Consider the following 14,310-nt stretch of genomic DNA (forward strand, 5'->3'; position numbering starts at 1 on the left):
TGTAAGTTCCATATCCCTTCACATTGCTTATTGAAATTGTAGGTTTTGTACATATTTCTCGAACATCTGCTACTTAATATGATCTTCGTGTTAGGGGGATTTCTTCTCCTTAAAGCCATTGGAATGACTACTATATTAGGTATTACTCAAAGTGAAAGCTCATCTTCCTCGTTTTGACTTTGTTATTTTGAAAACAAATCATAATAAATTAATGAATTATAAAAATGTCATTAAAGAGTTTTTTGTAAAAGAGAGAATTTTTCTCGATCAAAGAAAAAGCCTAATAGTTTTGCTTGGTTCTTTTGCTGATTTTGATAGTTTTGAATACGCACAACAATTAGCAGTTCAATCAAACAGGTTGGCAAAGCACTCAGTTGATTTGATTTTGATAGGTATTGGGAGTGAAAAGTCTAAAGAATCTTTTTGTAAGTTCAATAAGATTGATATTAAAAATGTTATTGCGGTAAGGAATGCTGACCTTCATAAAAAACTAAATCTGAATGCTGGACTTGTCACAAAAATGCCTGCAATTATCAATCTATTGATTATGTGCACAGGTATAAATTCAAGAGGTACTATCAAGGAAGTTTTAAGAGGTTATTTTGGGGACAAAAATGCAAAGAGTTTATTCGCTTTCGATGAAGATATAAATTTAGGGCCATTCTTTTTGTTGAAGGGAAATATGTTTGATATTTTTTCAAAAAATAAAAATTTACGCCCTTTTGAGCTTGCTACTAGGAGACTTATGAATATGATTGAAATTCTTTCTAATTGGAATACTTATGTTCCTGATTCCGCATTCATAACGCAAAGAGGAGCAACAATACTATTAAATGAAAAAGATGAGGTCTTATATGAATTTATTTCTGAGAGTCTTCTAGGGTATGCAAGTAAAATGAGTGAACCTTTATCATTCTTAGATGATTTTTTGAATTAATTCAACTCTCATGATTGGAAATAAATGCCTAGTATGTGGAAGCTCTAATCTGAGAGCTGATCGAGCATTATCTGGACGATTGGTATGCAATTCATGTGGAACCCCTTTTGGAGTTGGTAGACGAGTAAAAAATAAAACAACTACTTATAGTAGGTTATCATTTAATAATAAATACTTTCTCTTTATATGTATATTAATACTTGCCTTTATTCTTGTAGTTGTTTAGTTATTTAATGGGAGCATTCTCCAGAACCCCTCTTGTTCTATTACTTTGATTGATATATTATAGAGATCGCTAAGTGTTTTGCTATTAATTAGTTCATAAGGGCTTCCATCATTTAATATTTTACCTTCTTTTATTAGAAGAACTCTATTGGTTTTAGGTAAAATAGATTCAAGATTATGTGTGACATAAATTATATTTACTGATTGCTTGATTAATTTGTTTAGGTTTTGATTTAGAATGTAATTTGATTTTATGTCTAAATTACAAAAAGGTTCATCAAGTACTAGTATATTAGGCTCGTAAACTAAAGCTCTAGCTATTAATGCTCTTCTTTTTTGACCATCTGATAATGAATGAAAGTTATTGTAAATAATATTACTTAGGCCCCATTCGTTTATTAGAGTATTGATTTTAATTTTTTCTCTTTCTGAAAGTAGGTTTGTATATTTAGAATTAAATATACCTGAGAATCCTGAACTAATTACATCATATAAATTGACTCCATTATTTACCCTTTGCTCCATTTCTTTAAATAGAAATCCAATCTTTTTCCTTAAGTCCCAAATATTTATGTTTTCTTTGTTAAACAACTTAAATGAACTATCACAAGAGTTGATTGGATAAATTGACCTGTTCAATAACTTTAGAAAGGTTGATTTACCAGATCCATTTGGTCCTAATATCACTATATTTTCTCCATAACGAAGATTTATATTTATATTTGATAGGATTTTATTCTGATCAACATATACATTTAAATTTTTTAAACTAGCCCAGTTTATTTCATCTGTACGAGATTCATTAACCATTTATGTAATTATTTAAATTTATAATCTATTTTAATTATATTAATAGCAGAATAAAACTTATTGGGAACAATAATCTAGTTAAGAGTTTTATAATTATCTTTCTATTATTCTTTATAGCCATATTAGGATTCTCCGGAGGATATTGCATTCCTCTATCGTCATGAACTGAGTTGGTCAATGAATTAGTGGGATGTATGTCCCATGGCTTTTCTTTATTTAAAGCATTTTGAAGCCAATCCCAGTAATATTGAACCATTTTATCTTCTCCTAATAGTTTTACATTATCTTTTTGTATGTAGCCCATTTGATCATTAAAAGTTTGAGTTTTTAGGACTAAATAATCTTCACTAAAAATCTTATAAAATGTTCTTCTTTGTAGATGACTAAATAAAACTAGATTTGTAAACAATTTATTTTTAAGGAATTTTCTATAATGCCTTACAATGACCCTTGCCTTATTATTTCCTAGTGGAATATGATCAAGAACTTGAATATATCTTGTACTTTCAGGTGAGCCTTTATATATAAAAATTCTTCCAGGAGGTACGAATTTTATTCTAATAAACTCTTCTTGCCCATTTGTTTTATATGAATATATACTTTCTATTTGCCTATTATCTCTTTTTATTTTTTGATTGAAACTAGTTATTGTTTCCCTACTTACATTCTTGTCGGGGATGGTGTCTCCGTGCATCCAGAATACATGCAATATATCCAGATGATTTTCTATAATTCTTGCCCAATCTGCTTTGAAATCTACATAAACTTCTTCATATTCATATTCTAAAGATGGAAATCCATAGGAATCAGGAAGAAGGCTATTGATTGAAGATTTAATTTGAAAGTCTTCAATGTTTGCTAATGGTGTCCCTGTATAATAAATATAAATATATCCTTCTTTCTCTACACATGGATATTGAAAGAGTTTTATACTTTTTGCATAATTATCGTAATTGGAATCAATAATATGTTGACAGGTTATTCTATCTAAATTTGTGCAACTTCCTTGAGATGAAAACCTTGCTCCGTGATAAGGACAAACAAGTTGTCCGTTAATCACTTCACCGCCTAGAAATGAAGCTCCTCTGTGAGGACATACATCTTTTACGCATTTAACAATACCTTCTCTATCGCGATACAAAACAAGTGGCTCATTATAAATTGTGAAGTGATTTAATTTACCCTCCTTTATTGACTCGCTGCTTGATACCGAATACCAACCTAGTAGTCCATTTGTTAGTTGATTAGATGGCTTGGGAGCAATATTCTCTAAATCTTTTACACTTTCTTTCTCATTAAGAGTAGATCTAATGAGGTTATTAGTCTCATATTCAAATGATTTATTATTTTTTCCATTTTCTTCGTTCATAGCCAATCAGCTCTTTTAGTGAGAAAAAATTTGGCTCATCTAAAGAGTATTCTCATGATATGTTTAAAGTCTCAAAAAAATAGCACCTAATGCCTTCCAGTATCGATTAAATTTACATAAAAAAACTTCAAAGTTTTTTCCACGTTGAAATCAATTTGTTTAAGTCATTATTAACGTTTAAAAATCCCTTTTTTAAAGGGTTTTAGGAGAGAACTCAATGCTTGATACAAATTCTGATGCTTCGTTTATGTCATTGCAAAACTTACATGTTCCTAGATAGCATCCTAGGTATCTCATGAAGGAAGTTTTTCCGCCTGAAAGTTGATATCTATGAATGGTACCTCCCTGAGGGGTGGCTTTAACTAGTTGAGGTAAAGTAGTCATTAACAAATTACTTTTTTCTAAGTTGCTTATTAAATCGATAAATTGCAATGAGTATATTTACGAAAACAGTTAAGTTTTTAATGTCTTTTGCTTTTCTTTATTTTTTATAGGCCCAAATGAGATAACTAATCCGCGTATCCATCATCATCTTCTCTATTGATTATTCTAGGGGTATTCTTGACATGTTCGTCCCATGGATGAACATATGATTCTTTATCTGAGTAGACCTCGCTCTTCAACTCTTCTATCAAAGTTTCAAATTGTTTGATAATTCTCTTTAGATTGTCTTTTTTCATTTATATAGTTCCTGATTTATAAAATTATTTATTTATTATAATAGTTTATTCATTGATTTGATGTTTACTTAATTATTTTGAACCTTTCTGAATGCTAACTTTGATAAATTATTGAATGACTGAGTTTGTGAATATAAAAGAATTCGCCAATAAATCTGAATTTAATAAAAATATTGCCGTTTTTCTATGAAAATGTCACTTTACGTTTCAACAGTTTTAACTTGACTTCAGTCAGATGCTATTATTTTTTATAATGATTATTTATAATCTATCTTTTATTTTTTCAAAGCCTTTTGCAGTATCTTAAATTTCTTAAAAGAGAAAATTAGATATTATGAGATTACTACTTACCGGCGGAGCAGGTTTTATTGGTTCTCATACGTCTTTGTTATTGCTTCAGAGAGGGTATGATGTAATAATCTATGACTCTTTTGTTAATTCCTCTTATAAAGTAATTAATGTAATAAAATCTTATTTGGATTCTGATGGAATTGATTATAAATTAAAAACAATAAAAGGTGATATTAGAGATAAAAGTTCCTTGGAAAAAATCTTTAAAGATTCTATTAAAGAGGGAAATGCAATACAAGCAGTTATACATTTTGCTGGTTTGAAATCAGTTGCTGAATCAGTAAAATATCCTCTAAAGTATTGGGATGTGAATGTATGTGGAACTAAAAATCTTTTAGAAATCATGAAAGATAATGAATGTTACTCAATAGTTTTTAGTAGTAGTGCAACTATCTATGGCTTAACAAATGCCGTGCCTATCAGTGAAGATCAAACCGTTTCACCTATGAATCCTTATGGAAAAACAAAAGTAGCTATCGAAAATATGTTATGTGATTTGTTCAAATCTAATATGAACTTATGGAAAATTTGTTCATTACGTTATTTTAATCCAGTTGGTGCTCATCCATCAGGTTTGATGGGGGAAGATCCAATTGGAATACCAAGTAATCTATTTCCATATATCACTCAGGTTGCCATACGAAGAATAAATCTTTTAAAGGTATTTGGTGATAATTGGAATACTGAAGATGGTTCGGGAGTTAGAGATTATATTCATATAATGGATTTATCTGAAGGTCATATAGACGCAATAGGTTTTTTAAAATCAAAAAAATCCATTTACGAAAGTATTAATTTGGGTTCTGGAAAAGGATACTCTGTATTTCAGATTATTCGTGAATTTGAGCTGTCTACAGGTTGTGAAATCCCTTTTTTAATTGAAGGGAGAAGAGATGGTGATGTTGCTGAATATTATGCTGATATTTCAAAGGCCGAGCGTTTACTTGGATGGTCTCCAAAAAGATCTTTAAAGCAAATTTGCATAGATGGTTGGAATTGGCAGAGAAATAATCCAGAAGGTTATACATAGCCAAAATCCTTCAGATTTTTCAATGGGAAATTCATTGCTGGTATTTATTATCTTTTACTGTTTATTTAAGTAACTTCCTAAAAAAAATGCATAAAAAAACACCTGAGGGCTAAGTTTTTAATTGGTTGCGGGGGCAAGAATTGAACTTGCGACCTTCGGGTTGTGAGCCCGACGAGATGATCATTTTTGTTGATTTCTGATTAATCCAATCACTGGAATAGTTCTTGCCTGATTAATCACTATTCTTTTTTCTGCAAAGTGAGTATGGTTGTTTACATTTAATTGCTTTAATAGTGTTATAAAAGCATAAAAAAAGCCTGTGATAGCAGGCTTTTCGGGAATTGGTGGCGGGGGCAAGATTTGAACTTGCGACCTTCGGGTTATGAGCCCGACGAGCTACCAGACTGCTCTACCCCGCGAAGCTTTAAAATCATACATCTTTATGTGACGTGAATTAATCGTTTGTTTGGGTTAGGGGATCTTTAATTCTCCTTCAACTTCTATATAAATACCTGGCTTTTTCTGAAGGATGATTTCATCAAGCTCTTCAATTGCTGATGGAGTGATCCATTCGAGTTGTCGAAGAAGATGTATTGCCACTGCATGCTTTGCTCTTTTTGATCCATCCTCAACCTTTATTGAGAGTCCAATTCCTTCCCCCAGAAGACCAATACATTGGATCCCTTCACTTCCACCTTTGCTGATAATTTGATTGTGACCTCTTTTTATTAATTCAGAATCAAAATATCCTTCGCCAGCAATCAGGTCTGGATTTTTTGTCATAGCAGAAGTTATTTTTTTAAATTCAGGTTGGTCAGACTTAGACAAATGAGCATATAAAACCGCCATTTGAGATAAACGCAAAAGTAACGTTGGAGCACCACAGTCATCTCTTTCGGCAATTAATTCTTCGGCAGGTATTTTTAATAACTCGGCAACTAGCCTGAAAATTTCTTTCTGCAGTGGATGATGTCCCATTAGATAGCTATCGCGATCCCAGTTCATTTTTTTGCATGTTGCTAGAAATGCTGAATGCTTTCCTGAGCAATTGTGTTGAAGTTTGCTTTCTCTATTTTGAGGTATTGGGCATTTAAGCTCTTTTACATCTATATCTGCATTCCAAAGGAGCTTGAATGCTGTTCTAGCTTGAACTGATGAGCCACTATGAGAACCACATGCCAGCGCTAAGGTCTTATTGTCAAAATTATATTTTTCGAATGCACCACTTGTAATGAAAGGCATTGCTTGGAAAGGTTTTAATGCTGATCGTATGAAAGTTTCATATTCACATAACCCTGCTTTCATTAATGTCCTTCCTTTCTTATCACAAATTGAAGCGTGGGCTCTGTGAATGGATTCAACACTTGAACCTCTTTTTACTAGAACCTTCAAAGAATTGTTGCTGAGATTTGAATAATTGTTTTGTAAATTCATCTATTAATTCATTTCTAAAAGTATAAATAAAATTGAAGATATGATAATTGATATTAATAGTACTATAATTACTTCTAAATGATTTATAACTGGTTTAATTTGGTATTGAGCTATGAGTAAATCTTTTGCTCTCCAATCAATTGGCTTTTCCCAAGTCTGTCCATCATACCAACCAGATTCTTCATATTCAATGTTTTCAGAATTAAGGCGTTTATATATGTATACCCAACTTAACCATTGCCTGATTAGTAATAATATAGGAAAAGCAATAGATGCAGTAAGGCTTACAAAAATAAGTTCAAAAAGGTTGTTTTTAAGGTAATCACTTCCATAAGAAATCGTTAAACAAACTGGTATAATTAATAACCAACTAAATATTAATTTCCTGTAAAAAATATTTCTTTCTAAAAAAGGCCAGGAGATTATCCATGAATTTCTAATACTATTAAATTCATTTAGTGGTCTTTGGTTTAGAGGCACAGGGCATATTGTTTTATTCATCCATTAACGCTATTAATTTATTATTTATAAGATTATGAATAATGCCATTGCTCCAGAATGACTCTAAATCATAAAATTTTCTTTCATTAGGTTGAAAAACATTAATTATTAGATCTCCATAATCTAATAAAGCCCATTTCGCCTCATTTATTCCTTCCTTTCGAAGAGGTAGTAGATCTGCTTCCTCTCTGAGTGTCTTTTCTACATTATTAACTATTGCCCTTACTTGAACATCTGAAAGTCCTTCAGTAATTAATATCCAATCAGCAATACTTGATACTTCATCAACTTTTAAAAGTTTTATATCGCCAGCTTTTCTATCATCGCAAGCAACAGCAGCTAGTTCAATTAACCTATTGCTATCCATAAACATTTTCACTTGTAACTGACTTTTGAGATCCTTCTTGAGATGCCATTTCTGCGCGAGCTCTTTCAGCACTCTTTCTTAGTGCTTCTAATCTATCTTCATAGAATGTACGCTTTTTTTTCTTCCTAGATTTTTCAACTAAATCTTTTAATGCACCACCAAGACTCTTGTAAGCATTTGGAACGCTATATCCAAATCTGCATGCCAAATCTATAGCCCTCTCATCAGCGGATATGGCATCTTGTAATCGTTTTTCTGAATTATTTTTTAAGTAAAGCCTATAACCTGCAAAACCTGACAATCCAAGTGCCATTAAAAGGAGCAATCCGTCTTGAACCCATAATTCTCCAATAGCGCCACCCAAACCTATTGCAAGAGCAGCCATTTCCCAGCCATCTCTTGGAATAGTGTCATTTTGAATGCGTCCCACCTCATGCCAAAACAATAGATTTCTATGATCTTGAGCTAAATAGTCCCATTGCTCAAGGTCAACCTGAATCTCTACCTCATCTCGCCCAATTTCTTCAAGCGTGATGAGAGGAGGATCTATTGCTGCTGCGGCTTCAATGAATACCCAGCTTTGGTTCTCTGGTGGCAGCAGCCCTTTTAGGCGCTGTAGTTCGCTCATACTCTTTGTTTCTTATTCGGAAAGTTAGTTAAACTTTAATGGTAGTTTGCCGATCTAGACAGTAGATGATAAACAGATACCTAGAATGCGTGACATAAATGAAGTTTACAAGAAATTCAAATGCCACGGCGTAAAGATATACGTCGGATTTTGATACTAGGGTCTGGCCCAATTGTTATTGGACAGGCCTGTGAATTCGACTATTCCGGTACCCAAGCATGCAAAGCGCTTAGAAGCGAAGGTTTTGAAGTCATTTTAGTTAACTCTAATCCAGCTTCAATAATGACCGATCCTGAAACGGCAAACAGGACCTATGTTGAACCATTAACGGCTCAAGTTGTTGAACAAATTATTGAAAGAGAAAGACCTGATGCTCTTTTGCCCACAATGGGTGGGCAAACTGCTTTGAATATTTCAGTAGAATTGGCAGAATCTGGAATTTTAGAAAAATATAATATCGAATTAATTGGTGCTGATCTTCATGCAATAAAAAAGGCTGAGGATAGAAATTTATTTAAAATAGCGATGGAAAATATTGGAGTTGATGTATGTCCCTCTGGTATTGCTTCCAATCTTCAAGAAGCTGAAATAGTTGGAAATGAAATTTCTTCATTCCCAAAAATCATTCGTCCTGCTTTCACATTAGGAGGCAGCGGAGGTGGAATAGCTTATAACCAGGATGAATTTTTGGAATTATGTAAAACAGGCTTAGATGCTAGTCCTGTTTCTCAAATACTCATCGAAAAATCCCTTTTAGGTTGGAAAGAATTTGAGTTAGAAGTTATGAGGGATTTATCAGATAATGTTGTAATTATATGCAGTATTGAAAATGTTGATCCTATGGGAGTTCACACTGGAGATTCCATTACAGTAGCTCCTGCGCAAACTCTAACTGATAGAGAATATCAACGTTTAAGAGACTATTCAATTTCAATAATTAGAGAAATTGGAGTAGCAACTGGTGGAAGCAATATCCAATTTGCAATTAATCCTAATAATGGTGAAATAATAGTAATTGAGATGAATCCTCGTGTTAGTAGATCATCAGCTTTAGCAAGTAAAGCTACAGGTTTTCCTATTGCAAAAATTGCCGCTCTTTTAGCTGTTGGTTATAGACTAGATGAGATTATTAACGATATTACTGGTAAGACTCCTGCGAGTTTTGAACCTTCAATTGATTACGTAGTTACTAAAATACCTCGTTTTGCATTTGAAAAGTTTTCAGGAAGTTCTTCAATTCTTACTACTTCTATGAAGTCAGTTGGTGAGGCCATGGCAATTGGAAGATGTTTTGAAGAATCTTTCCAAAAGGCAATACGATCTTTAGAAACAGGACTAAGTGGTTGGGGATGTGACCGAGTTGATCAAAATGTATCCTCTATTGAATTAGAAAGACTATTAAGGACGCCTTCTCCAGAGAGAATAATGCATGTTCGATTAGCAATGAAAAATGGCCGTAGCGATAATGAAATTTTTTCTTTTTCTAAAATAGACCCTTGGTTCTTATCAAAACTCAGAAACATAGTAGAAGCAGAGGATCAATTACTTAATTATAAAAATATTACTCAATTAGAGCCTAATTTTTTCTTTAAACTAAAACAACTTGGATTCTCTGATCGTCAGATTGCCTTTGCGCTAAATACTGATGAATTAACAATTAGATCTAGAAGAAACTACCTTAAAATATTACCTGTTTATAAAACAGTTGACACTTGTGCTTCTGAATTTTCCTCGAATACACCTTATCATTATTCTACATATGAAAGACCAGCCTACAGGATTGATAACGATGGGAATATACTCAAGAACATTAATCTTAATGAAATAAAAAATGATAATAAAAATAAAATTTTAATTTTGGGTGGAGGTCCAAATCGTATTGGACAAGGTATCGAATTTGATTATTGTTGTTGTCATGCTTCTTATCAAGCTCAAGAGGATGATTTTACAACAATAATGATAAATAGTAACCCTGAAACCGTTTCTACTGATTATGACACTAGCGACATACTTTACTTTGAACCTTTAACTCTTGAAGATGTTCTAAATGTTATTGAATTTGAGGAACCTTATGGAATAGTAGTTCAATTTGGAGGGCAAACTCCTTTGAAACTCTCCTTACCAATAGTCAATTGGTTAGTGAAATCGGAAAACTCAAAATTACGAACCAAGGTTTTAGGTACATCCCCTATCTCTATAGATTTGGCAGAAGATAGAGAGCAATTTGACAAGGTTTTGAGGAGATTAGATATTAGGCAACCCAAAAATGGTCTTGCTAGAACTTTTGATGAATCTTTGAATGTAGCTAATAAAGTTGGCTACCCATTGGTTGTTAGGCCTTCATATGTTCTCGGTGGTAGAGCGATGGAAATTGTTTATAAGCAAGATGAATTGGAAAGATACATAAAGGAAGCTGTAAACGTTGAGCCAGATCATCCAATCCTTATCGATCAATATTTAGAGAATGCAATTGAGGTTGATGTTGATGCTTTGTGTGATGTAAGCAAAAATGTTGTGATTGGAGGATTGATGGAGCATATAGAGCCCGCTGGTATTCATTCTGGCGATTCAGCCTGTTGCCTTCCTTCCATAACGCTCTCTGCAGAATCAATTAAAACAATTAAGCATTGGACAAAATCTTTAGCTATTGAACTTGATGTGGTTGGTCTAATTAACCTTCAATTTGCTGTCAAAAGAGATGATGAGGGTAATGAGATTGTTTACATTATTGAGGCAAATCCAAGGGCTTCAAGAACAGTTCCTTTCGTTTCTAAAGCCACTGGAGTCCCTCTAGCGAAAATTGCAACGCAGTTACTTTTAGGTAAAACACTAAAACATATTGGATTAAATCAAGAACCAATTCCTCCACTTCAGGCAATTAAAGAGGCTGTTATGCCTTTTAAACGTTTTCCTGGCTCAGACAGTCTTTTAGGACCAGAAATGCGTTCAACTGGTGAAGTAATGGGATCTGCAAAAACTTTTGGAATGGCCTATGCAAAATCCGAACTCGCGGCCGGAGAAGGATTGCCTACTTCTGGTTTTGTTTTCTTATCTACTCATGACCGAGATAAACCTGCATTGATTCCAGTAGCAAAGAAATTAATTGAACTAGGTTTTTCAGTTCTGGCAACATCTGGCACTTCCAACTATCTCGAGAGATTTGATTTAAATGTAGAAAGGGTCCTTAAGGTTCACGAAGGTAGACCAAATATTGAGGATATGATTCGATCTGGAAAGGTTCAGTTGGTGATTAATACCCCAATTGGTCGTCAAGCAATTTATGATGATAAATATCTTAGAAAAGCTGCTCTAGACTACTCTGTGCCAACTTTAACAACCTTAAAGGGCGCTAGTGCTGCTGTAAAAGGTATAGAAGCATTGCAGAACCAAATTTTATCTGTTTCAGCTTTGCAAGATATTCATTCCTAAACATCTTTTTGCTTATTATCTAATCCAATTTCTCTCAGATATCTATTAAAATTAATATTAATTTTTTAAATCTGGTTTTTCTAAATTATTAAATATAAATTTTAAAAATTATTTTTTAGCTCATTTTTAGTCGTTTTAAGCAAAGCTCTATTACTACCTGATTAAAAATCCACCTTTTTTTCGAATAAAGACATACAATTATGTTCTTGCTTGATACTTAGGGATGACCGCAACAGCTTCTTCACCAAAACTAAGAGTTGATACACGCGGAACAAATGAATTGCCGCCTCATTTAGATGAAAACCTTTTAACCCCTCGTTTTTACGTAACTGAATTTAAAAAAGCAGCTAAGACAGAATTAACTGATGCCCGCGAAGAGTTTGAAGCAATGCTTTCAGAAATGAAAGCAGACTATAACTGTACTCATTTTGATAGAAAGGCAAGTCTAGATAGATTGCAAGAATTGCCTCAGAAGGCTAAAGAGACTTACGAGAGTTATTTAGTTAGATCAGTTATCTCAGAGTTTTCTGGATTCCTGCTATTTAAAGAGATTTCAAATCGTTTAAAGAAAGAGGGAAATAGGGATCTTGGAAAACTATTTCAGTTCTTAGCTAGAGACGAAGCTAGACATGCAGGCTTTCTAAGCAGAGCATTAGTTGCAGAGGGTATTGAAGTTGATCTTCCTCATTTAGGAGGGAAAAGGGCAGCTACTTGGTTCCCCATTAGTTGGGTTATTTATTCTGTGTATCTCTCAGAAAAGATTGGTTATTGGAGATATATCTTGATGGATAGGCACCTTAAGGCTAATCCAGATCAGGCTTTTGCTCCTCTTTTTGATTTCTTTGAGCCATGGTGTCAAGACGAGAACAGACATGGCGATTGCTTTACAGTAATGATGAGATGTTGGCCTGGAATTACCAAAGGATTTAGAGGTAAGTTATTAAGTCGTTTCTTCTTGTGGAGCGTTTTCCTTACTCACACTTTGACAGTTTGCGAAAGAGGCGAGTTTTATGAATTACTTGGTATTGATCCAAAGGAATTTGATGAGGAAGTGATAAAAAGAACAAACCACACATCTAAAAATGCCTTCCCTTGGGTTTTTAATCTTGATGACAATAAGTTTTGGGATTTGAGAAACAAAATTATCGAATCTTTCAGAGCTTTTGTAGGTGCTAAAGGTTTAACAAAGCCAGTTAAATTTGTGAAATTCGCTACTTTGATTTTTAAGCAATTTGCACTCCCAATGGAGAAGACAAATGCATTGAGATATGATAAAAACGTGAATTTTACAGGTCAGGATATTTTGAATTTTTGGACAGATAAATAAGACTATTTGGATAAATTAAATATCAAAAGGATTACCAGCTTGTGTGTCTAATCCTTTAAAATATTTTCCAAATTGTGCGTTATATACTTCGTCCTCATCTTGAGTCTCGCATTCCAATGGTCCAATAGCTTTTGAAACACATAACAATCCGTATCCCTTGTCCCTCATCTCTTTAGATAGACCAATACAAGCTTGTTGATCCATTTGTCCTGAAATTATTTTAACTGCGCACTCAGAACAACATCCATTTCTGCAGGAGAATGGCAATGTGTCTCCAATAATTTGTCCATTTTCATCTTTTGATTCAAAATTTCTCAATATATACTCACCTTCAGGTACATCAAAGGTATATGTTTTTCCCTCCTGTTTATGATGAATAGTTATCTGGTGAATTGGTTTCATTGAATATCTATTTCGGCGGTGTTATATCTCTTCTTTCTGGAGGTTCAGGGGGCTGACTTGCATGTTGCCAAAGCTCTTCAATATCTAATGTTTTAGTTAACCTTTCCCCACCAAATCGAAGTTTTAACCAAGCAATCGTTGTTGAATCTTCCGCTATAACAGCTTCATAGCCTTCTTCTTCAGTGATTTTGAATTTATTAACTAATAAAGAATTTAAGAACCACATAGGATAGTCCGCACCTTTGCGACTCCTTCTCTCATGAAAGGATTCTCTTAATTGTCCATTACCCTGTAATTGACCTTCTGGGGCTAGAAGAACATTTAGGGTTTTGGTCTCCGACATTATTTAAGAATCAAAAATGGTCTTGATCTTAGGCGTGATATTTCCTAGGACCTTAATCAAATAACTTTAGTAAAAGGAATTACGTAGACGGAAATTGTTTGATAGATCTTCACAAGATTTTCTTGATTATCTGTAAGTAATATTCCTAATTATTTAAAAGGTCTATATATAAGGCTTTTCTAAATTGATAATTAATTATTTAAGCCTCTTTTTTGGGTGCCTCAGCTTTTGCTTTTAGAGCCTCAGCTTCTGCTGCTTTCTTAGCTTCTTCAAAATCAATTCTGTTTTGTAGTTGTCCTGAAGCTCTCATCCAATCATTAACACTAGCTTCCTTGCCAGCGGCTTCACATTCCTCTTGATACTTCAAGAATGGATACCAATGATGAGTTGCATTCTTGGAATCTGTAAAATTAGTCAATTTCTTAAGTATTCAATGAGTTAATTATCGCATCATATTTTGTTCTTTTGGCAGCATAT

The 14,310-nt window shown here is 33.4% G+C and carries 17 protein-coding genes and 1 tRNA gene; 5 read left to right on the plus strand and 13 right to left on the minus strand.

The genetic code is table 11. The annotated features are described in order from the left end of the window. Positions 1-211 precede the first annotated feature (211 nt). Both EW15_RS04190 and EW15_RS04195 read left to right on the plus strand, forming a co-directional pair. Entirely contained in the window at positions 212-937 is a 726-nt protein-coding gene (locus EW15_RS04190) for an AhpC/TSA family protein (protein WP_038655166.1), read from the plus strand. A gap of 10 nt (positions 938-947) precedes the next feature. Then, positions 948-1,163 carry a hypothetical protein gene (locus tag EW15_RS04195; protein WP_038652310.1) on the plus strand — a complete coding sequence of 72 codons (216 nt, stop codon included), beginning with the start codon at positions 948-950 and terminating at the stop codon, positions 1,161-1,163. Here EW15_RS04195 and EW15_RS04200 read toward each other — a convergent pair. The 4 genes from EW15_RS04200 to EW15_RS11050 form a co-directional block, all read right to left on the minus strand. Then, positions 1,160-1,972, minus strand: coding sequence for an ABC transporter ATP-binding protein (locus EW15_RS04200; protein WP_038652314.1), 813 nt, complete (start codon positions 1,970-1,972; stop codon positions 1,160-1,162). The genes EW15_RS04195 and EW15_RS04200 overlap by 4 nt on opposite strands. A gap of 34 nt (positions 1,973-2,006) precedes the next feature. After that, positions 2,007-3,341 (minus strand): Rieske 2Fe-2S domain-containing protein, encoded by a 1,335-nt coding sequence (locus EW15_RS04205; protein ID WP_038652317.1) that lies wholly within the window; start codon positions 3,339-3,341, stop codon positions 2,007-2,009. A 192-nt stretch (positions 3,342-3,533) separates the two neighbouring features. Continuing rightward, positions 3,534-3,725 (minus strand): hypothetical protein, encoded by a 192-nt coding sequence (locus EW15_RS04210; protein WP_038655168.1) that lies wholly within the window; start codon positions 3,723-3,725, stop codon positions 3,534-3,536. A gap of 125 nt (positions 3,726-3,850) precedes the next feature. Further along, positions 3,851-4,021, minus strand: a complete 171-nt coding sequence (locus tag EW15_RS11050; protein ID WP_197049701.1) for a hypothetical protein — start codon at positions 4,019-4,021, stop codon at positions 3,851-3,853. Between the two features lie 334 nt (positions 4,022-4,355). Between EW15_RS11050 and galE the strand changes: the two genes are divergently transcribed. Continuing rightward, the gene (gene galE / locus EW15_RS04215; protein WP_038652320.1) at positions 4,356-5,402 is read left to right on the plus strand and encodes a UDP-glucose 4-epimerase GalE; all 1,047 of its coding nucleotides are present in this window, start codon (positions 4,356-4,358) and stop codon (positions 5,400-5,402) included. A 180-nt stretch (positions 5,403-5,582) separates the two neighbouring features. On the opposite strand, the gene EW15_RS10790 is transcribed toward galE, so the two are convergent. The 6 genes from EW15_RS10790 to EW15_RS04240 form a co-directional block, all read right to left on the minus strand. After that, a complete protein-coding gene (locus tag EW15_RS10790) occupies positions 5,583-5,759 on the minus strand; it encodes a hypothetical protein (RefSeq protein WP_156095732.1) in 177 nt (58 codons plus the stop codon). Beyond that, a tRNA-Met gene (locus tag EW15_RS04220) sits at positions 5,745-5,821 on the minus strand. The genes EW15_RS10790 and EW15_RS04220 overlap by 15 nt, the downstream gene beginning before the upstream one ends. Positions 5,822-5,873: 52 nt before the next feature. After that, positions 5,874-6,836, minus strand: coding sequence for an asparaginase (locus EW15_RS04225; protein ID WP_038652322.1), 963 nt, complete (start codon positions 6,834-6,836; stop codon positions 5,874-5,876). Positions 6,837-6,839: 3 nt separating this feature from the next. Further along, a complete protein-coding gene (locus EW15_RS04230; protein WP_038652325.1) occupies positions 6,840-7,337 on the minus strand; it encodes a CGLD27 family protein in 498 nt (165 codons plus the stop codon). Further along, the gene (gene rsfS, locus EW15_RS04235; RefSeq protein ID WP_038652329.1) at positions 7,330-7,704 is read right to left on the minus strand and encodes a ribosome silencing factor; all 375 of its coding nucleotides are present in this window, start codon (positions 7,702-7,704) and stop codon (positions 7,330-7,332) included. Before rsfS ends, EW15_RS04230 begins: the two co-directional genes overlap by 8 nt. Next, positions 7,697-8,332: a DUF3318 domain-containing protein gene (locus EW15_RS04240; RefSeq protein WP_011293759.1), complete on the minus strand. Its 636-nt coding sequence runs from the start codon at positions 8,330-8,332 to the stop codon at positions 7,697-7,699. Before EW15_RS04240 ends, rsfS begins: the two co-directional genes overlap by 8 nt. A 120-nt stretch (positions 8,333-8,452) precedes the next feature. Between EW15_RS04240 and carB the strand changes: the two genes are divergently transcribed. Beyond that, positions 8,453-11,761 (plus strand): carbamoyl-phosphate synthase large subunit, encoded by a 3,309-nt coding sequence (gene carB / locus EW15_RS04245; protein ID WP_038652333.1) that lies wholly within the window; start codon positions 8,453-8,455, stop codon positions 11,759-11,761. A 223-nt stretch (positions 11,762-11,984) separates the two neighbouring features. Further along, on the plus strand, positions 11,985-13,088 hold the full coding sequence (acsF, locus tag EW15_RS04250) for a magnesium-protoporphyrin IX monomethyl ester (oxidative) cyclase (RefSeq protein ID WP_011823595.1): 1,104 nt from the start codon (positions 11,985-11,987) through the stop codon (positions 13,086-13,088). A 15-nt stretch (positions 13,089-13,103) separates the two neighbouring features. Here the strand turns inward: acsF and EW15_RS04255 are convergent, their stop codons facing one another. The 3 genes from EW15_RS04255 to EW15_RS04265 form a co-directional block, all read right to left on the minus strand. After that, complete coding sequence (locus EW15_RS04255) at positions 13,104-13,490, minus strand: 2Fe-2S iron-sulfur cluster-binding protein (protein ID WP_011293762.1); 387 nt, start codon at positions 13,488-13,490, stop codon at positions 13,104-13,106. 7 nt (positions 13,491-13,497) lie between these two features. Next, positions 13,498-13,833, minus strand: coding sequence for a hypothetical protein (locus EW15_RS04260; protein ID WP_011293763.1), 336 nt, complete (start codon positions 13,831-13,833; stop codon positions 13,498-13,500). 199 nt (positions 13,834-14,032) lie between these two features. Continuing rightward, entirely contained in the window at positions 14,033-14,251 is a 219-nt protein-coding gene (locus EW15_RS04265) for a hypothetical protein (RefSeq protein WP_036907367.1), read from the minus strand. Positions 14,252-14,310 lie beyond the last annotated feature (59 nt).

Source organism: Prochlorococcus sp. MIT 0801 (assembly GCF_000757865.1).
Classification (GTDB): domain Bacteria; phylum Cyanobacteriota; class Cyanobacteriia; order PCC-6307; family Cyanobiaceae; genus Prochlorococcus_B.